Origin of the sequence: Microbacterium radiodurans (assembly GCF_008710705.1) — a bacterium.
Lineage (GTDB): Bacteria > Actinomycetota > Actinomycetes > Actinomycetales > Microbacteriaceae > Microbacterium > Microbacterium radiodurans.
The window spans coordinates 522,330-545,247 of sequence record NZ_VYRZ01000002.1 but is presented as its reverse complement, the minus strand read 5'-3'; the positions used below and the strand labels follow the sequence as shown (position 1 = coordinate 545,247).

The 22,918-nt window shown below is 71.0% G+C and carries 21 protein-coding genes and 1 tRNA gene; 12 read left to right on the top strand and 10 right to left on the bottom strand.

Annotated elements, in window-relative coordinates; genetic code table 11:
- Window positions 1-24: 24 nt before the first annotated feature.
- Both F6B42_RS08450 and F6B42_RS08445 read left to right on the top strand, forming a co-directional pair.
- On the top strand, window positions 25-1,299 hold the full coding sequence (locus F6B42_RS08450; RefSeq protein ID WP_150419159.1) for a CDP-glycerol glycerophosphotransferase family protein: 1,275 nt from the start codon (window positions 25-27) through the stop codon (window positions 1,297-1,299).
- Window positions 1,296-2,765, top strand: coding sequence for a CDP-glycerol glycerophosphotransferase family protein (locus tag F6B42_RS08445; RefSeq protein ID WP_150419158.1), 1,470 nt, complete (start codon window positions 1,296-1,298; stop codon window positions 2,763-2,765). Before F6B42_RS08450 ends, F6B42_RS08445 begins: the two co-directional genes overlap by 4 nt.
- A 48-nt stretch (window positions 2,766-2,813) precedes the next feature.
- On the opposite strand, the gene F6B42_RS08440 is transcribed toward F6B42_RS08445, so the two are convergent.
- The gene (locus F6B42_RS08440) at window positions 2,814-3,905 is read right to left on the bottom strand and encodes a glycosyltransferase family 2 protein (protein WP_150419157.1); all 1,092 of its coding nucleotides are present in this window, start codon (window positions 3,903-3,905) and stop codon (window positions 2,814-2,816) included.
- A gap of 56 nt (window positions 3,906-3,961) precedes the next feature.
- On the opposite strand from F6B42_RS08440, the gene F6B42_RS08435 reads away from it, so the two are divergent.
- Complete coding sequence (locus tag F6B42_RS08435) at window positions 3,962-5,236, top strand: hypothetical protein (protein ID WP_150419156.1); 1,275 nt, start codon at window positions 3,962-3,964, stop codon at window positions 5,234-5,236.
- Window positions 5,237-5,252: 16 nt separating this feature from the next.
- Here the strand turns inward: F6B42_RS08435 and F6B42_RS08430 are convergent, their stop codons facing one another.
- Genes F6B42_RS08430 through F6B42_RS08420 form a run of 3 tightly spaced genes read right to left on the bottom strand, consistent with a single transcriptional unit; the run spans window position 5,253 to window position 7,110 of the window.
- Entirely contained in the window at window positions 5,253-5,474 is a 222-nt protein-coding gene (locus F6B42_RS08430; RefSeq protein ID WP_150419155.1) for an SCO4848 family membrane protein, read from the bottom strand.
- A complete protein-coding gene (locus tag F6B42_RS08425; protein WP_150419154.1) occupies window positions 5,471-6,382 on the bottom strand; it encodes a hypothetical protein in 912 nt (303 codons plus the stop codon). The genes F6B42_RS08430 and F6B42_RS08425 overlap by 4 nt, the downstream gene beginning before the upstream one ends.
- A gap of 35 nt (window positions 6,383-6,417) precedes the next feature.
- Complete coding sequence (locus F6B42_RS08420; RefSeq protein WP_150419153.1) at window positions 6,418-7,110, bottom strand: phosphocholine cytidylyltransferase family protein; 693 nt, start codon at window positions 7,108-7,110, stop codon at window positions 6,418-6,420.
- A 206-nt stretch (window positions 7,111-7,316) separates the two neighbouring features.
- Here F6B42_RS08420 and F6B42_RS08415 point away from each other — a divergent pair, with 206 nt between their 5' ends.
- Genes F6B42_RS08415 through F6B42_RS08405 form a run of 3 tightly spaced genes read left to right on the top strand, consistent with a single transcriptional unit; the run spans window position 7,317 to window position 10,707 of the window.
- Window positions 7,317-8,906: an ABC transporter ATP-binding protein gene (locus F6B42_RS08415; protein ID WP_223878416.1), complete on the top strand. Its 1,590-nt coding sequence runs from the start codon at window positions 7,317-7,319 to the stop codon at window positions 8,904-8,906.
- On the top strand, window positions 8,882-10,417 hold the full coding sequence (locus F6B42_RS08410; protein WP_150419152.1) for a hypothetical protein: 1,536 nt from the start codon (window positions 8,882-8,884) through the stop codon (window positions 10,415-10,417). The genes F6B42_RS08415 and F6B42_RS08410 overlap by 25 nt, the downstream gene beginning before the upstream one ends.
- 23 nt (window positions 10,418-10,440) lie before the next feature.
- Window positions 10,441-10,707 carry a DUF3039 domain-containing protein gene (locus F6B42_RS08405; RefSeq protein WP_023951164.1) on the top strand — a complete coding sequence of 89 codons (267 nt, stop codon included), beginning with the start codon at window positions 10,441-10,443 and terminating at the stop codon, window positions 10,705-10,707.
- A 10-nt stretch (window positions 10,708-10,717) separates the two neighbouring features.
- Here F6B42_RS08405 and F6B42_RS08400 read toward each other — a convergent pair whose 3' ends face one another.
- Complete coding sequence (locus tag F6B42_RS08400; protein WP_150419151.1) at window positions 10,718-12,043, bottom strand: nicotinate phosphoribosyltransferase; 1,326 nt, start codon at window positions 12,041-12,043, stop codon at window positions 10,718-10,720.
- Between the two features lie 38 nt (window positions 12,044-12,081).
- Between F6B42_RS08400 and murI the strand changes: the two genes are divergently transcribed.
- The 4 genes from murI (at window position 12,082) to F6B42_RS08380 (ending at window position 15,290) form a co-directional block, all read left to right on the top strand.
- The gene (murI, locus tag F6B42_RS08395) at window positions 12,082-12,912 is read left to right on the top strand and encodes a glutamate racemase (RefSeq protein WP_150419150.1); all 831 of its coding nucleotides are present in this window, start codon (window positions 12,082-12,084) and stop codon (window positions 12,910-12,912) included.
- Between the two features lie 23 nt (window positions 12,913-12,935).
- The gene (gene rph, locus F6B42_RS08390) at window positions 12,936-13,667 is read left to right on the top strand and encodes a ribonuclease PH (protein WP_150419149.1); all 732 of its coding nucleotides are present in this window, start codon (window positions 12,936-12,938) and stop codon (window positions 13,665-13,667) included.
- Complete coding sequence (gene rdgB, locus F6B42_RS08385) at window positions 13,664-14,257, top strand: RdgB/HAM1 family non-canonical purine NTP pyrophosphatase (protein WP_150419148.1); 594 nt, start codon at window positions 13,664-13,666, stop codon at window positions 14,255-14,257. The genes rph and rdgB overlap by 4 nt, the downstream gene beginning before the upstream one ends.
- Before the next feature lie 118 nt (window positions 14,258-14,375).
- Complete coding sequence (locus F6B42_RS08380; RefSeq protein WP_150419147.1) at window positions 14,376-15,290, top strand: cation diffusion facilitator family transporter; 915 nt, start codon at window positions 14,376-14,378, stop codon at window positions 15,288-15,290.
- An 18-nt stretch (window positions 15,291-15,308) separates the two neighbouring features.
- On the opposite strand, the gene F6B42_RS08375 is transcribed toward F6B42_RS08380, so the two are convergent.
- A complete protein-coding gene (locus F6B42_RS08375) occupies window positions 15,309-17,744 on the bottom strand; it encodes an ATP-dependent DNA ligase (protein ID WP_150419146.1) in 2,436 nt (811 codons plus the stop codon).
- 61 nt (window positions 17,745-17,805) lie between these two features.
- On the opposite strand from F6B42_RS08375, the gene ku reads away from it, so the two are divergent.
- Window positions 17,806-18,693, top strand: a complete 888-nt coding sequence (ku, locus tag F6B42_RS08370; RefSeq protein WP_150419145.1) for a non-homologous end joining protein Ku — start codon at window positions 17,806-17,808, stop codon at window positions 18,691-18,693.
- Here ku and F6B42_RS08365 read toward each other — a convergent pair whose 3' ends face one another.
- From F6B42_RS08365 to F6B42_RS08350, 4 genes are all read right to left on the bottom strand, one after another.
- On the bottom strand, window positions 18,694-19,512 hold the full coding sequence (locus tag F6B42_RS08365; protein ID WP_150419144.1) for a DedA family protein: 819 nt from the start codon (window positions 19,510-19,512) through the stop codon (window positions 18,694-18,696). It abuts the gene before it with no gap.
- Window positions 19,513-19,566: 54 nt separating this feature from the next.
- Window positions 19,567-19,648, bottom strand: a tRNA-Leu gene (locus tag F6B42_RS08360).
- An 81-nt stretch (window positions 19,649-19,729) separates the two neighbouring features.
- On the bottom strand, window positions 19,730-20,776 hold the full coding sequence (locus tag F6B42_RS08355) for a methionine synthase (RefSeq protein WP_150419143.1): 1,047 nt from the start codon (window positions 20,774-20,776) through the stop codon (window positions 19,730-19,732).
- Between the two features lie 17 nt (window positions 20,777-20,793).
- On the bottom strand, window positions 20,794-21,789 hold the full coding sequence (locus tag F6B42_RS08350; protein ID WP_150419596.1) for a putative oxygenase MesX: 996 nt from the start codon (window positions 21,787-21,789) through the stop codon (window positions 20,794-20,796).
- Window positions 21,790-21,909: 120 nt separating this feature from the next.
- Between F6B42_RS08350 and F6B42_RS08345 the strand changes: the two genes are divergently transcribed.
- Window positions 21,910-22,851: a LysR family transcriptional regulator gene (locus tag F6B42_RS08345; protein ID WP_150419142.1), complete on the top strand. Its 942-nt coding sequence runs from the start codon at window positions 21,910-21,912 to the stop codon at window positions 22,849-22,851.
- Window positions 22,852-22,918 lie beyond the last annotated feature (67 nt).

Genomic DNA, 22,918 nt, shown 5'->3' with positions numbered 1-22,918 from the left:
GCCACCCCGCGATAGGCTCGCGGGGTGGCGTCCTTCTCGTTCGGCGCGGGCAACGCGGCCCGCATCCTGCGGGCGCCGCTCAGCCTCGCCGGGGCGCTCGCGACGGCTCTCGTCCCGCGCAGTCGCGGTGACTGGGTCTTCGGCAGCGCCGCGGGAATCGCCGACGGGGCGCTCGCGCTGTGGCGCGAGAGCAGCCGCTCCGGGCGCACGTGGCTCGTGACCTCGTCCGATCAACGGCGCGAAGCGGAACGCCTCGGCATCCGTGCCGTCGCGCGCGACTCGCTCCGCGGCTTCTGGATCACTGCCCGAGCGCGAGTCGTCGTCGTCACCCACGGCATGGGCGATGTCAACCGCTACGGCGTCCGCGGCGCGTTCATCGTCCAGCTCTGGCACGGCATCCCGCTCAAACGGATCGGTCTGGACGCGCCGGTCACCCTCGCGCCGGGGCGTCTGCGGCGGGTGCCCGGGATCTCGCGTGCGCTCGGCGCGGCCTATCGACGGACGCAGCGCCGGATCGCCCTGCTGCCGGCGGCCTCGCATCTCGTGCGCGGACGCCTTGAGAGCGCATTCGGGCTCGACGACGCGCGTGTTCCCGTTCTCGGCGAGCCCCGCGTCGACGTGCTGTCGCGGGGGAGCGCCGCCGACCGTCGCCGCGGCGCGTTGCGACTGCTCGAGGGTGCGGTGGGAGGACTGGACGGGGCACGCACGGTGCTCTACGCGCCCACCTGGCGCGACGGCGACCCCGACCCGGCTGTGCCGACGGCGCCGGACTGGGAGCGCATCCTCGCTGTGCTGGAGTCGCACGACGCAGTGCTCCTGGTGCGCCCGCATCCCCTCGGCGGCGGCGACTACGCGCCGAGCGTCGCCCCGCGGAGCGGCGATGAGGCCGGAGCGACCGCGCGCGTTCGGATGCTGCCGAGCACCGACGTCCCGGACGTCACCCCGCTGCTTCCCGCCGTCGACGTCCTCGTCACCGACTACTCGTCGCTCGTCTTCGACATCGGGCTGGTGCCCGCACCAACCCTGTTCCTCGCGCCCGATGTCGACGCGTACGCTCGCACGCGCGGCTTCTACGGCTCCTACACCGACATCGCCGACGGCGGCGCGGCTCGGACATGGACGGAACTGGCGGCGCGGCTGGATTCGCTGCTCGGCGACTCCGATGAGTTCGCCCGTGAGCGCGAGCGGTCGGCGTCGCTGAGCACCCGCGTGCACGACTGGCGCGACGGCCGCAATGCCGAGCGCGTGCACCGGGCGATCGTCACGGCGGTTCCGGCCGCGGGAGAGGGACGCGCATGATCGATGCACGGTTCACCGGCGGCCCCGAGGCGGCGCTGCACCTGCGCGGATCGGGCGTCGCTCCGGCAGCGGTCGTCCTCGCCGGGCCCCGGGCGCGGGTGCGCGCGGACGTCGTCGCGGAGGGTGAGACGTGGGCTGCCACCCTCCCGCTGCGGGCCGCGCGCTGGGGCGGGCCCGAGCTGCCGCTGCCCACCGGGGACTATGAGATCCGAACGGACGACGATGGCGTCGGCATCCACCCGGCCGATGTGCCCGTCGCCGTCCTCGGACGGCTGCGCGCCGGGATCGAGGACGGGCGAGTCGTGATCGGCCCGCCCGTCGACCTCGCCTTCGAGACGGCGGAAGCCCGCCAGGCGCTCGAAGCCCGCTACGTCTCGCAGCGGGCGCCCCTCGAGAACGCGGTCTTCTTCGAGAGCTTCTACGGTCGGAACGCCGGCGACAACCCGCGCGCCATCGATCGGGAGCTCCACCGCGTCGCGCCCGGCGTCACGCGCTACTGGAGCGTCGTCGACGCGTCCATCGACGTCCCGTCCGGTGCCGTCGCAGTCATCGAGAACACCCCGGAATGGTGGCGAGCCCGCGGTGTCGCGCGCCTCCTCGTCGTCAACGATTGGCTGCGCCGCCGGTTCGTCCGCCGACCCGGTCAGGTCGTGCTCCAGACGTGGCACGGCACCCCTCTCAAGCGCCTCGCCCTGCACCGACCCGGCTTCGATCCGCGCCGCATGCTCGCCGTGTTGCGCGAGAGCCGGCGGTGGGACGTCCTGCTCGCCCAGAATCCGTACGGGGCGAGGGTGCTCGGGCGCGCGTACGCGTTCCGCCGTCGCCCCATCTGGGTCGAGGGCTATCCGCGCACCGATGCCCTGACGGGCCGCGCCGCGAGCGAGGACCGACGACTCGCCGCACGGCGGTCCCTCGGCATCGACGCCGACGCGCGCGTGCTGCTGTACGCGCCGACGTGGCGCGACGACCGGCAGACCCTCGTCGATTTCCTCGACCTGCCGGCGCTCGCGAGAGCGGCGGATGCCGTCGTCCTCGTGCGCGGTCATTCGCGCACGCTGCTGCCGGGTGCCGACGAGTGCGGGACGCGTGTTCTCGACGTCACCGGGCATCCCGATCTCGCAGCGCTCCAGCTCGCGTCGGACGCTCTCATCACCGACTACTCATCGGTGATGTTCGACTACTCCGTCACCGGCAAGCCCATGTACTTCTTCGCCCCCGACCTCGAGCACTATCGGGGCGAGCTCCGCGGGTTCTACTTCGATCTCGCCGAGAACGCACCCGGACCCGTCGTGAGCACCCAGGACGACCTCGTCGGCGCGCTCGCCGAGGGTCCCGAGCGGTATGCCCAGCGCTTCGGGGAACGTTACGACCGGTGGCGGAAGCGGTTCAACGATCGCGACGACGGACGATCCGCCGAACGGGTCGTCGCGCGCATCCTCGACCGGGGATTCGTCTCGCGCGACTGATCGACCGATGCGGCCGGCCATCGTCCCACCGGGGGCGCCGAACCGGGTTCAGGGCAGCGGGGTGTTGCGGTGCAGCCGCGACGTGTCCACGGTGCCGCCGGCGCCCCGGACGATGCCCTGGAGGAAACCGACGCCCCACGCGAGATGCATCGAGGGGACGACGACGAGCGTCCAGGCCTTGTCACGGATGCCGCGCCCGCCGCCCGGCCCGAGGGCCACCCCGGTGACGAGGACCACGTACGCGCCGACCGGCAGGTACACGACCGACAGCGCGGCGGCGGCGATCCCGGTGACCGCCCCGGTGAGCTGCAGGACCGCGGCGACGGCGGCCGCGCCGCATCCGATGACGAGAGCCGGGGGAGCGAAGAACCGCAGCCCGTTCCGACGCCCGAAGCGACGCACGAGCTCGCCGCGCCAGGACCCGGTCGCACGGAATTGGCGGACGAGACGGGTCCAGCTCTCGCGCGGCCAGTAGGTCACCTCGAGCGCGGGGTCGAACCAGACGCGGTAGCCCGCGCGGCGGATGCGGAGGTTGAGCTCCCAGTCCTCGCCGCGGCGGACGCCCTCGTCGAACAGGCCCACCTCGTCGAGCACGGCGCGGCGCATGACGCCGAGGTAGGCGGACTCGGCCGGACCCTCCTCGGTGCCGCCGTGATACGCGCCGCCGCCGAGCCCGATGCGCGAGTTGTATGCGCGGGCGACGGCCCGCTGGAACGGGGTGCGACCACGCGCGCGCATGACGCCGCCGACGTTCGCCGCGCGCATGCGCGCGAGGGTCGCCAGCGCGTCGGCGCTGTAGCTCGGGTCGAGTTCGGAGTGCGCGTCCACCCGGACGACGGTCGGGTGGCGCGCCGCCCGGACGGCGACGTTCAGGCCGACCGGGATGTGCGCCGCGGGGTTGCGGACGAGGCGGACGCGGTCGTCGGAGCCCGCGAGCCGAGACGCGATGGCATCGGTCCCGTCGCTCGAAGGACCGAGCGCGAGGATGAGCTCGAACGGAGCGTCGAGGCGCTGGGCGAGGACGCTCCGGACGGCGCGCTCGAGGTACGCGGCCTCGTTCAGGACCGGCATGACGAAGGAGACGCCGGCGTCGGCGGGAGGGATGATCGCGTCCCGCCCGCGGTGTCCGTCGTCGTGCATCCGTCGATCATCCCACGTCGCCCGGACCGCACGTGGGCGCTGGGTACCCTGGAGGGGTGGGAATCTTCACGGACGCGAAGAAGGCGGTGTCACTCGTCCGGCGCGCCGTCGCCGGTCGCTCGGCGTACGTCGAGGTGAAGCGGGCGCTCGGCAGGCGGGGACCGCTGCCGCGCCACCACTACCGAGTCGCGGTCTACTTCGCCGACGGCGACGTGAACATGTACCAGATGCGCCAGTGGTACAAACCGCTCCGCAGGCTCGCCGAGCGGTGGCCCGTCGTCGTGCTCAGCCGCAACGCCACCGGTGCTCAGGCGCTGCTCGCCGATGGCCAACTGCCCGTCGCCTTCGCGCCGAGCGTCCGGGCCGTGGAGTCCTTCCTCGCCGCGCAGGACATCCGGGTCGTGCTGTACGTGAACCAGAACACGCGCAACTTCCAGATGTTCCGATACGGGCACCGCTGGCACGTGTTCATCAACCACGGCGAGTCCGACAAGATGTACATGACCACGAACCAGTTCAAGGCCTACGACTACGCCTTCGTGGCCGGCGATGCGGCGCGCGAGCGTCTGGGCCGCGTGCTCTGGGACTACGACCTCGACGCGCGCACCATTGCGATCGGGCGTCCCCAAGCCGACCACTACAGCGGCTCGCTCCCGTACCGGCCCGATGAGCGCATCGTGGTCCTCTACGCCCCGACGTGGGAGGGCGACCGGCCCTCGGCTCACTACGGGTCGATCGTGACGCACGGAGAAGCGCTCGCCCGCGCCGTCCTCGCCTCACCCAGCCATCGTCTGATCTATCGGCCGCATCCCCGTTCCGGGGTGGTGGACCCCGCGTACGGCGCGGCAAACCGACGCATCGTGGCGGCCATCGCCGCCGCCAACGGGGCCGACCCGGGTGCGCACCACGTCTTCGACGACGGACCCGAGCTCGGATGGCAGCTCGCGGCCGCGCACGTCGCCGTCGTCGACATCTCGGCCATGGTCTACGACCGTCTCGCGGCCGGGCGCCCGTTGCTCGTCACGCGACCCGCGGACCCGGCGGCGGTCGTGGACACGGGTGGGTACCTGGCGGATGCCGAGTGGCTCGACGCGTCGGACGCGGGCGAGATCGTCGCGGCATCCGAGCGTGTCATCCGAGATCCCGAGGCCACCTCGCGGCTGTCCGAGTGGGTGCGGCACTACTTCGGCGACACGGCCCCGGGCGCCGCGACGGCGCGGTTCCATGAGGCTGTCGACGTCCTCATGGAACGCTGGGACGAGTGGCACGCCCGCACCATCGAGATCGTCGACGAGACGGTCGAGGACGAGACGTCCGCCGACGCCCCCTGAGCGTCCCGAAGGCTCGTCAGAAGCCCGTGGTGCCGACCGCGATCGCCGCGACGACGAAGAGCGCCGACATCGCGAGGGCGAGCACCACGAGGACGAGGTGCACCGTGTAGAACCGCGTGCGGACCCCGGACGCATCCCGCGCCCGCGGGTCGCGCGCGACGCGTCGTAGGAACGTCGGCCAGGTGACGACGTTGAACACGGCGCCGAGCAGCAGGACGACGACGACGAACACGCTCACGACTCCGTCTCCTCGGGGGAGGCCGGAGACAGGTCGTCCGGGCGCGGTCTCCGTCGCGCGACGCTGCCGACCCGGCGGCCGGCGCCGGTGATCGCACCGCCGACGCCGCGCAGCGCGGAGGCCGCGCTGCGCTCGAGCGGTCGCGACCCGGGAAGCGGCTCGAGCTCGGCGGGGTAGCGGGCGGGGACGACGCCGAAGGCGCGGCGCGCCCCGGTGATGACGCGACGGCCGAGGAGGTGGTTGCCGGTCCCGCCGATGACGGCGCCGATGCCGAACGGCAGTGCCTTGCCCACGACAGATGCCCCGCCTGCCGCGGCGAAGCGGCGCAGGAAGGTCTTCGTGAGGCGCTCGAGCACCGGGCCCACCGCCGCACGCGGCAGCGACGCCGTGACGAGTTCGCCCCAGTACGCGCTGCGGGCACCGCCGCGACCGCTCGCCTGGCGGGCGAACTGTCCGACGAGGTCGGCTCCCTCGCGGCCGAGCATGAGCGCGAGAACGAGGGCCCGGGCGCGGTCCGGGTTCTCGACGGGGATGCCGTGGAGCTCGGCCAGCGACTGGGCGTAGAGCGCGGTGGCCTCGAGGAAGCCTGCCGTCTCGACGCCGCTGAGGGCGAGCGTCGTCGCGGTCCCGATGCCGGGGATCACGGCGGTCGCGCCGACGGCAGCGCCGCCGCTCGTGACGGCGGTGAGATAGCGACGCTCGAGCATCTGGGCGATCTGCGACGTGGTGGCGTCGGGATGACGGAGACGGATGCTGCGCAGATGCGCGACGACGACCGGTCGCTGGACGGCTAGCAGCCGATCGAGTGTGCGAGCAGACAGGGCCTCCCGTCCGGGCGGCGGAGGGGCGTCTTGCCGCCACGGGGCATCCGGGGGGAGGGAATCGATGCGATGGACGCGACGAGACATGTCAGCCATCCTCTCGCGCCCGGGGGCGCCCGGGGTCAGACGAAGAGATTCGCGCGCTCGAGGTCCTCGGCGAAGTCGACCTCGACGGCGTACAGGTCGGAGATGTCCATCGGCTCGAGCAGGAGGGCGTTCTCGGCGATGGCGAGCTCGAGACCGCGCTCGAAGTAGTCCTGGTCGTCGACGCGACCCAGCTGTGCGATCAGCGCCTTCTTGTCGCGCGACGAGATGAAGTTGATGCCGACGGCCTCACCGATGCCGCCGCGGACGGTCTTCGACAGTTCCGCGATGAAGCCCTCGGCGCCGACGGTGTACTTGACCTCCTCGTCGCTCACCTTCGCGGTGTTCACGGTGACGAACGACTGGTCCCGCTCGATGAGCGCACGCGCGCGTCCGAGGATGCGCGGGTCGAACACGACGTCGCCGTTCATCCAGAGCACGCCGCCGCGGCCGCTGGCCTTGAGTGCGCGGAGGAGGCTCTTCGACGTGTTCGTCTGGTCGTATCGCGGGTTGTAGACGTACTCGGCGTCCGGGAACGCCTCGACGATGGTCTCGGCGCGGTATCCGACGACCGCGGTGATCCGCGCGTCATCCCCGAAGGCGGCGTGGATGTTGTCGTGCTGCTGCTGCATGATGCTGCGGCCGTCGCTGAGCTCGGTGAGCGGCTTGGGAAGGGATCGGCCGAGGCGGGAACCCATTCCCGCGGCGAGGATCACGATCTGAAGGCTCACGAACTACTCCTGAAGTCACGAATTCGAAGACGGTTCACCGAGTGTCAACCCGGGTGGACCATCCCTCATGGTACCGAGAGGTCCTGGGAGACCGCCGCGCCCGGCGCGGCCGTTGCGGTTTCGTGATGAAGCTGGTAGCCCCATTCACAGGGACTCCCGATGACGCCGGGCCCGACCCGACACGGTGCGCTTGCTAGGTTGGAGGAGTGACAGCCGCCCTCCCCGACCCCCAGGACGATCGGCGAGTCGAGTCGGCTGTCGGCACGGCGATCCCCCCGATTCCCGAGGTTCCCGCGGACGTCGCTGCGGCAGGGCTCGCCGCCGTGCCCGAGTCGCGCGAGGAGCCGACGCGCACCCCGCAGAAGCCGACCAAGAAGCCGCGTAAGCCGCGATCCTCGGCCGGCTCGCCTCGCCCGCGCACGCCCGCGCCGTCGCCGCAGGTGACCCCGCCGCCTTCGCTGCCCCCGCTCCCGCCGCTGCCGGCTGCGGTGGCCGCCGCGGCAGCCGGGGTCGAGACCGCGGAGCCCGCGACGCGGGTGATGCCCACTGTCGTCGAGCCCGACACGGAACTGATCGACGTCGAGCCGGCCGTCGAGCCGTTCGATCCGGCCGTCGAGGCGCGTCCCGCGGTGGCGAGTGTCGCCGAGGCTGACGATGTCGCCCGCACTGAGGATCTCGCAAACGCACGCGAGGCGGCGATCGAGGATGCCGCTGCCGAGACTGTCGCCATCGAATGGCCGGTCGCCGATCCGCCCGAGGCGGTCTCGACCGCGGAGGAGCCGCCGGCGGCGGAGCCGTCAGCGGGACCGGTGACGGACGAGCCGTCGCCACCGGAGCCGGTGACGGAAGACACCGAGCGCGACCCGGCCGATGTCTCTCCGGAACCTGTCCACGACGAGCGCGACGTCCGTCCCGACGACGACGACGACGACGACGCGACGCTGGCGGCCGTGCTGGCGGTCATCGAGCCGGCCCCCGAGCCGGAGTCGCCGTCGGACGATGACTCCGCGGCGCATGCTGCGACGACGCCGGCTGGTGAGTCCGCGCTCCGGCTGACCGGGCTGACGAAGGTCTACGGCGACACCCGCGCGGTCGACGCGATCGACCTCGACATCCCGGCGGGCTCGTTCTACGGTCTCGTGGGTCCCAACGGAGCCGGCAAGACGACGACGCTCTCGATGATCGCGGGCCTGCTCCGGCCGGACGCCGGGTCGATCCGCGTCGCCGGCATCGACCTCGCCCGCGACCCCGCCCGCGCGAAGCGTCAGATGGGCATCCTCCCGGACCGGCTGCGCACCTTCGACCGCCTCACCGGCCGCCAGCTCCTGTACTACTACGGCGTGCTCCGCGGACTGAAGCCCGCGGTCGTGGAGAACCGCATCAGCGATCTGGCCCGCGCATTCGATCTGGCCGATGCGCTCGGGCGGAGCGTCTCGGACTACTCCGCGGGCATGACGAAGAAGGTGATGCTCGCGGGTGCGATGATCCACTCGCCGCGTCTGCTGGTTCTCGACGAGCCGTTCGAGGCCGTCGACCCCGTGTCGAGCGCGGTCATCCTCGACATCCTGCAGGCCTACGTGGCCCACGGCGGTACGGTCGTGCTGTCGAGTCACGGCATGGATCTCGTGCAGCGCGCGTGCTCGGGCGTCGCGGTCCTGGTCGGCGGACGCGTTCTCGCCGACGGAACGGTCGACGAGGTGCGGGACGGGCGGTCGCTCGAACAGCGGTTCCTCGAGCTCGCGGGGGGCACGAGCGCTGCGGAGGGTCTCGAGTGGTTGCACACGTTCTCCGACTGAGGCTCGCGCTGCTGGTCGGCGCGCTCCGAGTCTCGCGAGGGCGGGCGATCTCGGGCCTGGTCATCGCGGGGCTCCTCACCACCGTCTGCGTCGCGGCGCTGACCCGACTCGGCGCTGCCTCGATCGACAGTGCTCTCGCCGTTCTGGCGGTCGGGGGCAGCGCGATCGGCGCGGGGTTCGCGCTCGTGCCGCTCCTCGGCCCGGTCCGCGATCCGCTCGATCCGCGCCGCTTCGCGGTGACGGGCGCGGGCTGGGCGACGGTCGCGGCCGCGACCCTCGTCGCCGCGCCCGTCAGCGTGCCGGCGGTCGCGGTCATCGTCGTCTGCGTAGCCCTCGCGGGTCTCTGGGGTGCGCACGGCGTCGACCCGGTCGTGGGGGTCTGCGCTGCCGTCCTCGTCGGGGTCACGCAGCTGCTCGCCGCGCGCGTCGCCCTCGGCGTCTCCGGGCTCGTGCTCGCCGAGCGGCGGTCCCGCGAGCTGACGGCGCTGTTCGTTCTCGCGCTGCTGATCGTCGCGATCCCCGTGGCCGTCTTCCTCACCTCCCTCGACTGGGACGGCGGGATGCCGCCGCCGCTGCGCACAGCGGTCGAGGTCCTCGGCCTCACGCCGCTCGGTGCCGCCTGGGTCTTCCCGCTCGCCCCGAGCGTGCCGTCGCTGCTGATGGCGGTGCTCACCCCCGTCCTGCTGGGCATCGTGTGGGTGCTCATCGTGCGACGCATGCTGACCGCCACCGAGCGTCCGGTGTCGGTTCGCGAGCACCGCGGCCTCGGCTGGTTCACGGTGACCCCCGGCACACCCGGCGGCGCCGTCGCCGCGCGCTCGCTCATCTACTGGCTGCGCGATCCGCGCTACCTGGTCGACGTGGCGATCATCCCCGTCGCCGCCGTCGTCGCCGTCGTTCCTCTCATGATCGTCGGTGTGCCCCTCGAGACCGCGGCCCTCATCCCCGCGCCGCTCATCGCGCTGTTCCTCGGCTGGCTTGCGCACAACGACATGGCCTACGACGGCTCGGCCGTGTGGCTCCACGTCTCGAGCGCCGTTCGCGGCGCATCGGACCGCGTCGGACGGCTGGTTCCGGTCCTCGTGTTCTCGTTGCCGCTGCTCGCGGTCGCCGCATCCGTCGGGGTGGGGATCAACGGCACGTGGTCGCTCCTGCCGGCGATGCTCGGCGTCTGCGCCGCCCTTCTGCTCGGGGGATTCGGGCTGTCCTCGATCTCGTCCGTCGTCGCCCCGTACGCGGTGGCGCGGCACGGCGAGAGTCCCTTCCAGCAGCCGCAGCGGACGGGCGGGGGACTGACACAGGGCATCGTCCTCGTCGGGACGCTGCTCGTGGCGCTGCCCGCGCTCTGGTTCGCCTGGCACGCGCTGTCGGGCGACCCCGACGCGTCGTGGCTCGCGCTCGCGGTCGGAGCCGGAGCCGGGCTCCTCGTCCTGGTCGCGGGCATCGCGATCGGCGGGGCCGTCTTCGATCGCCGAGGCGACCGGATCATGGCGTTCGCCGAGACGACCTGAGCGTTCGCCGTTAGGATTCCGACATGAGCACTCCTCTCGATTCCCCCGACCAGGGGGGCTTGGCGACCCTCGACCGCGAGCTCGAAGAGCTCATCCGCGAAGAGACGATCGAGCCGGGTGACCACGAGCGCTTCTCGCACTACGTCAAGAAGGACAAGATCCTCGAGTCGGCGATCACCGGCAAGCCGGTGCGCGCGCTGTGCGGCAAGAAGTGGACTCCGGGTCGCGACCCCGAGAAGTTCCCGGTGTGCCCGACGTGCAAGGAGATCTACGAGTCGATGACGCGCTGACGCGTCCCTCTCATTCGGCGTCCCGGTACACCGTCGGGATCGCGGGCTCCGAGCGGCTCAACGCCAGCGCCCGCACCGGAAGCTCCTCGATGGCGCGAGCGTGGTGCTCGCGTGCGGCCCGCACTCCCGATGCGCCGACGTGCCCGTCGACCGGAGCGCCGTCGGCGAACAGGGCGGTGTGCAGCGCCCGAGCGTCCGGGTGGCGCTCGGCGGCGTCGAGCTCTTCGAATCCGTCCGACACGACGACGAGCTCCTCGCTCGCCGTGCCGTCGCGCAGCACGCGGAAGGCCGACTTGCGTCCGCCCTGCGAGGCCTTCTGCGCGGACGCCTTCGCGACGCCCAGCCACGAGCCCTCGGCATCCTGTCGCGCGACGAGCTTGTAGACCATCCCGGCCGTCGGGGTGCCCGATCCCGTGACGAGCGAGGTCCCGACCCCGTATGCGTCGACGGGCGAGGCGGCGAGGGCGGCGATGGCGAACTCGTCGAGGTCGCTCGTGACGGTGATGCGCGTATCCGTCGCACCGAGCTCGTCGAGCTGCGCCCGGACATCAGCGGCGACGAGTGGCAGATCGCCCGAGTCGATGCGGACGCCGCCGAGGTCCGTCCCCGCGACGCGGATCGCGGTCGCCACGCCCTCGCGGATGTCGTAAGTGTCGATGAGAAGCGTGGTGCCGACCCCCAGCGCGGCGACCTGGCTGCGGAAGGCGTCCTCTTCGCTGTCGTGGAGAAGCGTCCAGGCGTGCGCGGCCGTCCCCATCGTGGGGATGCCCCACACGCGTCCCGCCTCGAGGTTGCTCGTCGCGCCGAACCCGGCGATGTAGGCGGCACGCGCGGCGGCGACGGCAGCCCGCTCCTGGGCGCGCCGCGAGCCCATCTCGGCGAGAGGTCGATCGCCGGCGGCGACGCTCATGCGAGCCGCGGCCGTCGCGACGGCGGAGTCGAAGTTCAGGATGCTGAGGACCAGGGTCTCGAGGATGACGGCTTCGGCGAACGTCCCCTCCACGACCAGGACGGGGGAGCCGGGGAAGTAGAGCTCGCCCTCGCGGTATCCGGTGATGGTTCCCGAGAAGCGGTAGTCCGCAAGCCACGCGAGCGTGCGATCGTCGACCGCCGCGTGCTCGCGGAGGAAGTCGAGCTCGTCGTCGCCGAAGCGGAACCGGGCGATCTCCTCGAGCAGGCGGCCGGTTCCGGCGAGCACGCCGAAGCGGCGCCCGCCCGCGAGTCGGCGGGCGAAGACCTCGAAGACGCATCGGCGATCGGCGGTGCCGTCACGCAGAGCCGCCTGCAGCATCGTCAGTTCGTAGCGATCGGTCAGCAGCGCGCTCGAAGCCGTCATGACTGCCACTGTAGCGACGCGGGGTAGGCTCGATGATCGTGAACGACGCGCCCATCGGCATCTTCGACTCGGGTGTCGGCGGGCTCACGGTGGCGCGGGCGATCTCGCAACTGCTGCCCCGCGAGTCGCTGCTCTACATCGGCGACACCGCGCACTCGCCCTACGGCCCGAAGCCGATCGCCGACGTCCGGCGGTACGGCCTCGAGGTGCTCGACACCCTCGTCGACGAGGGCGTGAAGATGCTCGTCGTCGCCTGCAACACCGCGTCCGCCGCGCTGCTGCGCGACGCGCGGGAGCGTTACGACGTGCCCGTGGTCGAAGTCATCGGACCGGCCGTGCGCACCGCGATCTCGACGACCCGCAATCGGCGCATCGGCGTGATCGGCACCGTCGGAACCATCGGCTCGCGCGCCTACCAGGACATGCTCGAGGTGAATGCGACGCTGTCGGTGTTCGCGGCATCCTGCCCGCGTTTCGTCGAATTCGTCGAGGCGGGCGTCACGCAGTCGGACGAGGTGCTCGCCGTCGCCGAGGAGTATCTCGCACCGCTGCGCGCGGCCGGCATCGACACCCTCGTTCTCGGCTGCACCCACTACCCGTTCCTCGAGGGCGCCATCAGCTACGTGATGGGGGAGGACGTCACCCTCGTCTCGAGCGACACCGAGACGGCGAAGGACGTCTACCGTCAGCTCGTCTCGCGCTCCCTCCTGGCCAGCCCCGACGCAACGCCCCGCCACGTCTACGAGGCCACCGGCGACTCGGCCGAGCACTTCCTCGCCCTCGCCGACCGGCTGATGGGGCGCGGCATCTCCTCCGTCCGTCTCGTGCAGACGGGCGCGATCACCCTGCCGCCGCGACCGGCACCCTGACCCACCCCGAATCGGAGACCGACATGACAGACTCCCTGCGCGCCGACGGACGCACCCCCGACCAGCTGCGCGAGGTCACGATCGAGCGCCGGTGGAGCGCTCACGCCGAGGGCTCGGCCCTCGTGAGCTTCGGAGGCACGAAAGTCCTGTGCACGGCATCCTTCACCAATGGCGTGCCCCGCTGGCTGACCGGCAAGGGCAAGGGCTGGGTCACCGCCGAGTACGCGATGCTGCCGCGCGCCACGAACAGCCGCAACGACCGAGAGTCGATCAAGGGCAGGGTCGGCGGCCGCACCCACGAGATCTCGCGCCTGATCGGTCGCGCCCTCCGCGCGGTCGTCGACACCAAGGCGCTCGGCGAGAACACGATCGTCATCGACTGCGACGTGCTCCAGGCCGACGGCGGCACCCGCACCGCGGCCATCACGGGCGCGTACGTGGCCCTTGCCGACGCCATCGAATGGGGCCGCGAGAAGAAGTTCATCGCGCAGCGCGCCACGCCCCTCATCGATTCGGTCTCAGCGGTGTCGGTGGGGATCATCGACGGTGCGCCGATGCTCGACCTCGCCTACGTGGAGGACGTGCGCGCCGAGACCGACATGAACGTCGTCGTGACCGGTCGCGGCCTGTTCGTCGAGGTGCAGGGGACCGCCGAGGGCGCGCCCTTCGACAAGAGCGAGCTCGACGCCATGCTCGAGCTCGGCGTGAACGGCTGCGCGCAGCTGCGCGACATCCAGACCGCGTCGCGCGCATGAGCTCGCGGATCGTGCTGGCGACGCACAACCCCCACAAGGTCGAGGAGTTCCACGGGATCGTCGCCGCCGTGCGTCCGGACGTCGAGATCGTCGCCTACGACGGACCCGAGCCCGTCGAGGACGGCGTCACGTTCGCCGAGAACGCGCTCATCAAGGCGCGCGCGGCCGCTGCCCACACCGGGCTGCCCGCGCTGGCCGACGACTCCGGCATCTGCGTCGATGCGCTCGGCGGCGCTCCGGGGGCGTTCTCGGCCTACTGGGCCGGACACCGGAAGGACGCCGCGGCGAACACCGCCCTCCTGCTCGACCAGCTCTCCGACATCGCCGATCCGCGGCGCGGCGCGCAGTTCGTCTCGGTGATCGCTCTCGTCGACGGCGACACCGAGCACGTCGTGACGGGTGTGTGGCCCGGCCGCCTCGCGACCGCGGCGGCCGGCGCCGGCGGCTTCGGCTACGACCCCGTCTTCGTTCCCGACGAGCAGCCCGCGCCCGCGCGCACGGTGGCGGAATTCACTCCCGCGGAGAAGAACGCGCAGTCGCACCGCGCTCGGGCGTTCGTGGCGCTCGCCGATCTGCTGCGGAGCCTCTGACGCTCCGCCCCATCGGGGCTCGGCGGTACTGAGCTCGCGGGCGAGGCTGATCACCGTTTTCATTCCTGATTGGGGATTTTCGAGATCGAAGCCCTGCGCGCGGGCCTAACCTCGGAAGATGCACGACCACGCACCGGCATCCGGCATCCGCGGCTACGACAACCGCAGGCTGCTCGCGATCTCGCTCGGGTTGACCGCGACGGTCCTCGTCGTCCAGGTCGTCGGTGCCGTGCTCTCCGGCTCGCTCGCGCTCCTCGCCGACTCGGCCCACATGTTCGCCGACGCCTCGGGCCTGGTCATCGCCCTCGTCGCGAGCGTCATCGCGGCCCGCCCGGCCGATCAGCGCAACACCTACGGCTACCGCCGCGTCGAGGTGTTCGGCGCGCTGATCAACGCGATCATCCTGCTGGCCGTCTCGGTCTGGGTCGCCACGGAGGGCATTCAGCGGCTCCTCGCCCCGAGCGACGTGGAGGTCGCCGGCGGACTCATGCTCGTCGTGGCCGTCGTCGGCCTGGTCGCGAACGCCGTGTCGCTGTGGCTCCTGAGTGCGGCTCAGCGCACGAGCATCAACGTGCGCGGGGCCTACCTCGAGGTGCTCGGCGACCTGCTCGGCTCGCTCCTCGTCATCGGCGCGGCGATCGTCATCGCGGTCAGCGGCTGGATGCCGGCCGACGCGCTGGCCTCGCTCGCGATCGCCGCGATGATCGTGCCGCGCGCCCTCGTGCTGCTGCGCGAGGTGTTCGCCGTGCTCGGTGAGACGGTGCCGCAGGGGACGGACGTGTCGCAGATCCGCGACCACATCCTGCGCGCCCCCGGTGTGGCGGACGTGCACGACATCCACGTGTGGCAGCTCACGCGCGGCGCCCCCGTGTTCACCGCGCACGTCGTCGCAGCGGCGGGGGTGCTCGAGTCCGGCAGGGCTCCCGAACTGCTCACGCATCTCCAGCGGTGCCTGTCGGAGCACTTCGACGTCGAGCACTCGACGTTCCAGCTCGAACCCGCCGGTCACGTGGAGCACGACGCGCGGCACTGACGCCGATGCGCTCCGGCGTCACTCCTCGCGGGTCACGTCGGCAGGGGAACGATCGGGCCGCAGCCCCCGCCATCGCGCGTGCCGGAGGATGCCGCCGGGGGTGAACTCGGCGAATTCGACTTCGCCGACGAGCTCGGGCGCGACCCAGAGCGCGTCGGAGGCGTCTGCGGCGGGGATCCCGACGAACGGGTTCTCGCTGGTGCGCAGGGGCTCGAGCGCCGCCTCCAGCCGGGCGAGTTCGATGTCGGAGAAGCCCGATCCGACGCGCCCCGCGTAGCGCAGACCATCGGGGCCCGGAATGCCGAGGAGGAGCGATCCGATCCCGCCGCGGCGCCCGCCCTTCCCGGGCCGGATCGCACCCACGACGACGTCCTGGGTGCGCGTCAGCTTGACCTTCAGCCATTCCTCGGAGCGGACGCCGGGGCGATACGGCGAGCCCGGGTCCTTGACGACCGCTCCCTCGAGGTCGAGTTCGCGTGCGGCGGTCAGCGCGGCGTCGAGGTCGTCGGTCCGGGGCGGGACGGTGAGCGGAGCCCGCGCACCCGCCGTCGCCTCCTCGAGCAGGCGACGTCGGTCCCGCAGCGGCAGTCCGGTCACGTCGCGCTCGCCGATGCGCAGCAGGTCGAACACGAAGTAGTCGATCGGCGTGCGTTCGCGTTCGCGTTCGATCTCGCGCGGCTTCGAGAGGTGCATGCGGTTCTGCAGCAGCGGGAAGCTCGGTCGACCCGCCGCGTCGAGGGCGACGATCTCGCCGTCGAGGACGAGCGCGTCGGCGCCGAGGCCGAGAGCGGCTCCGGTCAGTTCGGGGTAGCGCGCGGTGATGTCGGTGCCGCTGCGTGCTGTCAGCCGAAGGCGCTCCCCGTCCCACGAGGCGAGGGCGCGGATGCCGTCCCACTTGAACTCCACCCAGGACCCCCAGCGGGACGCGGCGGCCCGCGCCGGCCCGGGTGCAGAGGGGACGGCGAGCATCGGCGCGCGGGGAGAGACGGCGCCTGCCTCGGGATCGTCGCCCGCCGGTGCCGGTGTCGTTGCCGGTGTCGTTGACGTTGCCGTTCGTAGCCGGGGAGACGCGGCATCCGCCTTCATCCGATGCAGCAGCCACTGCGACTTCTCGCCTGCGCCGCCGGTGCGGATGAGGACGAGACGCGCGGCATCGGCGGCTCCGCCGGGCGTCCCGTGCAGGGTGAAGATGATCTCGTCGTCGCGCCACTTCTCCAGGTCGTAGCGGCCCGTGTCCCAGATCGTCATCGTTCCCGCTCCGTACTCGCCCGCGGGGATCTCGCCGGCGAAGGTCAGGTACTCCATCGGGTGCGGCTCGGTCATGACGGCGAGGTGGTTGCGGTCGGGAGTGTCCGGGATGCCGCGGGGCACCGCCCAGCTGACGAGCACGCCGTCGCGCTCGAGCCGAAGGTCGTAGTGCAGGCGCCGGGCATGGTGCTCCTGGACGACGAAGCGGCGGCTGTCGTCCGACGCGCCGGCCGCGGCCCCGACCGAGACCGGGGCGGGCGAGACGGCGGCGGGCATCGGCTCGGGGGTGCGGTCGGCCGAGCGCTTGGCGAGGTAGGGGACGAGCGGTGCCGTGCGCGCCGGTGCCAGGGGAGCGAGCAGGTCGCCGAGGTTCGACGCGCGGTCGAGCATCTCGTCGAAGCGGAGGTGGCGCAGGCCGGGGTCGGCGAGCTCGTCCCACGTGCGCGGCGCGGCGACGGTGGGCTCGGCGCGGCCGCGCAGTGAGTACGGCGCGATCGTCGTCTTCGAGCCGTTGTTCTGGCTCCAGTCGAGGAAGACCTTGCCGGCGCGGGCGCTCCGCGTCATCTGGCTGACGACGAGATCGGGGTGATCGGCCTCGAGGGCCCGCGCGAGCTCCTTCGCGAGCATCGACGCCTGGTCGCTCGTCTGCGAGCCGTCGAGCGATGCGTACAGATGAATGCCCTTGCTCCCGCTCGTGACCGGGAAGAGCTGCATGCCCATGTCGTCGAGGATGTCGCGCACCCACCGCGCGACCTCCGCGCACTCCGCGAGCCCGACGCCCGGGCCCGGATCGAGGTCGAGCACGAGGCGATCGGGAGCGCCGCGCTCGCCGGCGTCGGTGAAGCGCCACTGCGGGACGTGCAGCTCGAGACTCGCGACCTGGGCGAGGTAGACGAGGGAGGCGACCTCGTCGACCAGCGGGTAGTCCTTGGCGCCGCTCGAGTGGTCGATCGGCAGACGGGGGAGCCACGACGGCGCGCCGCGCTCGAGATCCTTCGCGAAGAAGTCGGGGTGCTCGACGCCCTCGGGCCAGCGCTTGCGCGTCACCGGCCGTCGGTCGAGGTGCGGCAGCATCAGCGGCGCGATGCGGGAGACGTAGTCGATGACCTCGCCCTTGGTGGTGCCCGTCGCGGGGTAGAGCACCTTGTCGAGGTTCGACAGCCGCAGGCGACGACCGTCGACCCGGACCGTCTGCTCGCCTGCCATGGCGACAGGGTATTGCGCCACCCGCTTCTCGCGCGGGTGGGTTGCGGTGTGTACTGAGGGCATGAGAGCGATCTGGAAAGGTGCGCTGACCTTCGGACTCGTCAACGTGCCCGTCAAGGTGTACTCGGCGACGGAGGATCACGACGTTCCGCTGCATCAGGTCCACAACGCCGACGGCGGCCGCATCCGGTATCAGCGGATCTGCGAGATCGACGGCGAGGTCGTGCCGTACGCCGACATCGACAAGGCGTACGACGACGGCGATCGGACGGTGGTTCTGACGAAGGACGACCTCGCCTCGCTGCCGTCGGAGCGCAGCCGCGAGATCGACGTGGTCGAGTTCGTGCCGAGCGAGCAGATCGATCTGCTGACGCTCGACAAGGCGTACTACCTCGAGCCGGACTCGTCGTCGCCGAAGTCGTACGTGCTGCTGCGCCGGACCCTCGAGCAGACCGACCGCACCGCGGTGGTGCGGTTCTCGCTCCGTCAGAAGACGCGCCTGGCGGCGCTGCGGGTCCGAGGCGACGTCCTCGTGCTGCAGACCCTGCTGTGGGCCGACGAGGTGCGCGAGGCGGCGTTCCCGTCGCTGGATGAATCGGTGCGGATCTCGGCGAAAGAGCTGGAGCTGTCGGCATCCCTGGTCGAGAGCTTCTCGAGCGATTTCGACCCGGAATCCTTCACCGACGAGTACCAGGAGGAGCTGCGGACACTCATCGACGCCAAGCTCGAGAAGGGCGATGCGCTCGACACCTCCGAGACCTTCGGCGAACAGGCCGAGAAGGACGGCGGCGAGGTCATCGATCTGATGGAGGCGCTCCGCGCGAGCGTCGAGCGCAGTCGCGCGGCCCGATCGTCGAAGAGCGAGGCCGGCGACGGTGACGACGCGCCGACGAAGAAAAAGTCGTCGACGAAGAAGGCGCCCGCCAAGAAGAGCGCGAAGGCGTCCTGATCAGGACCGCGGCGGCTCGGAGTCGTCGCCGCGGTCGGATCGCTCCCCGGACGGGCCGTGCGCGTGCGGGTGGCCGTGCTGCTGGAACACCTGCGGGTCGAGGGCGAGCTCTTCGGCCTCGGCGGCGTCGGTGCGCCTGTCGGGACCGGCGGCCATCTCCGTCTTCGCCTTCCGCTTCTCGGCGAAGTAGTGCCAGACGATGAAGAACACGGTGCCGACCACCGCCGCCAGGAGGATGACGTCGATGTACTCCGCGACGAACTCGCCGACGCCCGGGATGAGGCTGACGGCGTAGCCGAAGATCGTCAGACCGAAGCCCCAGAGGACGGCCCCGATCAGGTTGTAGAGCGAGTAGCGGTGCCACGGCATCTTGCCGACGCCGGCCGCGACGGGAGCGAACGTGCGGACGATGGGAACGAACCGGGCGAGGATGACCGTGACGCCGCCGTACCGCTCGAAGAAGGCGTTCGTCCGTTCGACGTTGCGTCGGCTGAAAAGCCCCGACTCCTTGCGCTCGAATACGGCGGGACCGCCCTTGCGCCCGATGACGTACCCGACCTCGCCGCCGAGGAACGCCGAGAGGCCGATCAGCAGGCCGACGATCCAGACGTTGATCCCGAAGACGCCGTGCGGTGCGTGCGTGGCGGGGTTCGAGAGGAGGCCCGCCATGATCAGCAGGGTGTCGCCCGGCAGCAGGAAGCCGACCAGCAGACCGGTCTCGGCGAACACGATGAAGCAGACCACCAGCAGGGCCCACGGGCCTGCGGCGCTGATGATCGTTTCGGGATCCAACCAGGGGATGAGTGCGATCTGGTGCACAGCGTGTTCCCGTCGGTGTTCAAGAAGAGATGGGTCGGGCGAGCGCTCGATCCGTGCGGAAGGTGGGACTTGAACCCACACGCCGTGAAGCACAGGAACCTAAATCCTGCGTGTCTGCCAATTCCACCACTCCCGCGGACGGCTCAGTCTAACCAGCGCGGGTGCGCTCTCATCGTTGTTCCGGCTGAGATTTCGGGATGACCCGAAGCATCGCCGTTCAGCGGGGCGCGTCGCTCCCGGCCAGCTCCGACCGCACGATGTCGGCACCGGCCACCAGCGCGCTCAGTTTGTCGTGGGCGACGCCGCGGGGCAGCGGAGCCATGCCGCAGTTCGTGCTCGGGATCAGCTTGTCGGCGTCGACGAAGGCGAGAGCGCGCCGCAGGGTGTCGGCGACATCCTCGGGGGATTCGATCTCGTCGCTCGCGACGTCGATGGCGCCGAGCATGACCTTCTTGCCGCGGACGAGTTCGATGAGCTCCAGCGGGACGTGGGAGTGGTGGCTCTCGAGCGAGACGACGTCGATGGTCGAGCGCTGCAGGAGCGGGAAGGACTCCTCGTACTGGCGCCACTCGTCGCCGAGCGTCGCCTTCCAGTCGTTGTTCGCCTTGATGCCGTAGCCGTAGCAGATGTGCACGACAGTCTCGGCGCGGAGTCCTTCGGCCGCGCGCTCGAGCGCGGCGATGCCCCAGTCCTTCATCTCGTCGAAGAAGACGTTGAACGCCGGCTCATCGAACTGGATGACGTCGACGCCGGCCGCTTCGAGCTCTCTCGCCTCCTGGTTGAGGATCGTGGCGAACTCCCACGCGAGCTTCTCGCGGCTGGCGTAGTGCCGGTCGGCGAGGGTGTCGATCATCGTCATCGGGCCGGGAAGGGCCCACTTGATGGGCTGGTCGGTCTGCTCCCGGAGGAACACCGCGTCGTCGACGAACACCGGCTGTCGCCGGCTCACCGCTCCGACCACGGTCGGGACGCTCGCGTCGTAGCGGTCGCGGATGCGGACCGTCTCGCGCCGTGAGAAATCGACGCCGTCGAGGTGCTCGATGAAGGTCGTGACGAAGTGCTGACGCGTCTGTTCGCCGTCGCTGATGATGTCGAGGCCGCGACGGCGCTGCTCGTGCACCGCTGCGCGCAGTGCATCCTGCTTGCCCTCGACGAGCGCGTCGCCCGAGAGCTCCCAGGGCGACCACAGCACCTCGGGCTGGGCGAGCCACGCGGGCTTGGGCAGGCTCCCCACGATCGAGGTGGGGAGGAGGGTGTTCGTCATCGGGGATGCTCCATTGGTCATCGTGCGGGGGCGGTCGCGTACCCGGCGGCCCACTGGGTCAGGACCGTGCGATGGGGCGTCACGAAGTGCTCGTCGGTGTAGCGCCCCTGCGTGATTGCGAGCTGGCTGCGCTCGACACGGTCGTAGGTCACCGCCGTGGGCGAGAAGTCGTCGCGTTCGAGGGTCGGGCGGTAGACGCTGCCCGCGGGGGAGTCGGCGTTGTAGATCTCGGGTCGGTAGATCTTCTGGAAGGTCTCCATCGTGCTGATCGTGCCGATGAGCTGCAGATCGGTGTAGTCGCTCAGCAGATCGCCGCGGAAGTAAAAGGCGAGCGGAGCCGCGCTGCCGCGCGGCATGAAGTAGCGCACCTGCAGACCCATCTTCGCGAAGTACTCGTCGGTGAGTGAGAAGGAGTCCTGCTCGTACTCGGCTCCGAGGACGGGGTGGTGGGTGCCGTTGCGGCGGTACGTCCTGCTCGTCGAGACGCTGATGCAGACCACCGGCGGCAGGGGGAAGCGCTCGCGGTAAGCCTCCGACTCGAGGAAGTGCTGGAAGAGCTTGCCGTGGAGGACGCCGAAGTCCTCCGGCACGGTGAATGCCCCGCCGGCCTCGTTCACCGACGGCAGCAGCACGCTGAAGTCGTAGTCGCGGACGTACGACGAGAAGTTGTTGCCCACGATGCCCTGATGGCGCTCGCCGGTCAGGCGGTCGACGATGTGGACGTCGAGGACTTCGAGGAGCGGGAACTCCTGGTCGTCGCCCTCCGTGGCGAACCGCAGGTGCGCCGAGACGATGTCGAGCTCGGCCGTGTAGCGGTCGCCGTCGGCATTGTCTGCCGAAGCCAGGTCGTTGAGCCGCCGGTCGATCATCGTCAGCGCGTTCCGCAGGTTCTCCCGGCGGCGCTCGCCGCGGGCGAGGTTCGCGAAGTTGGTCGTGACGCGGGAGTCCGCCGACGGGGCGTAGTCCTCGTCGAAGCGGGTCGTCGTGATGCGGAACGTGAACTCGTTCGCCATGGTCAGCCAATCGGAGCGGAGCCCCGATGGGGCCGTGCGGACGTCGGTGATCTCATCGTCCGGCGATCGACTGCCCATCGGGTAATTGAGCGCTGCTATGCCGCGGCATAGGCTTCAGCTATGGCTAAGCGCTCGAACGGCATCACGCTGCAGCAGTTGCAGTACTTCATCGAGGTCGCCGCCGAGGGGTCGATCTCGGCGGCGGCCGATATCCTCTACGTCGCGCAGCCCACCATGTCGGCCGCGATGAAGGATCTGGAGGCCCGCGTCGGACGCGTTCTCCTCGCCCGCTCGGCCCGCGGTGCGACCCTGACCGAAGACGGGGTCGAGTTCCTCGGCTACGCCAGGCAGGTGGTGGAGCAGGCGGAACTCCTCGAGCAGCGCTATCTCGGGCGCCCACCGTCGCGCCGCCTTCTCGGGGTCTCGACGCAGCACTATTCGTTCGCCGTCGATGCGTTCGTTCGAATGGTGAAGAGCACGGGCGCGCCCGAGTACGAGTTCTCTCTCCGCGAGACGCGCACGTGGGACATCATCGAGGACGTTCGCACGCTCCGGAGCGAACTCGGCATCCTGTTCCGGAACGATTTCAACGGCAACGTCATCGACAAGCTCCTCCGCGATTCCGGACTGGCGTTCCACCCGCTCTTCGTGGCGGAGCCGCACATCTTCGTCTCGCGGCGGAACCCGCTGGCGGCGCGCGCCCGGGCGACCCTCGACGACCTCGTCGACCTGCCGAGGCTGACCTTCGACCAGGGGGCGAACAATTCGTTCTACTTCGCCGAGGAGATCCTCTCGACCCTCTCGAGCAAGCAGGAGATCCGGGTGTCGGACCGGGCGACGATCTTCAACCTCATGATCGGCCTCGACGGATACACGATCTCGACGGGCATCATCAGCGACGACCTCGACCCCGAGATCGTCGCGGTGCCGCTCGAGGTCGACGAGCGGATTGAGATCGGCTGGATCGGGCGGACCGCCGTCCCGCTCACCGAGCAGGCCCAGCGCTACCTGGCGGACGTGCGCGCCGTCGTGACGGAGTTCGGCATCGAGCTCCTCGGCTGAGGGTCGCCCCGGGCGCTCTGACCGGTGGACTGTGGAGAGTCGGTGCAGCGACCGAACGGTGCGCGAC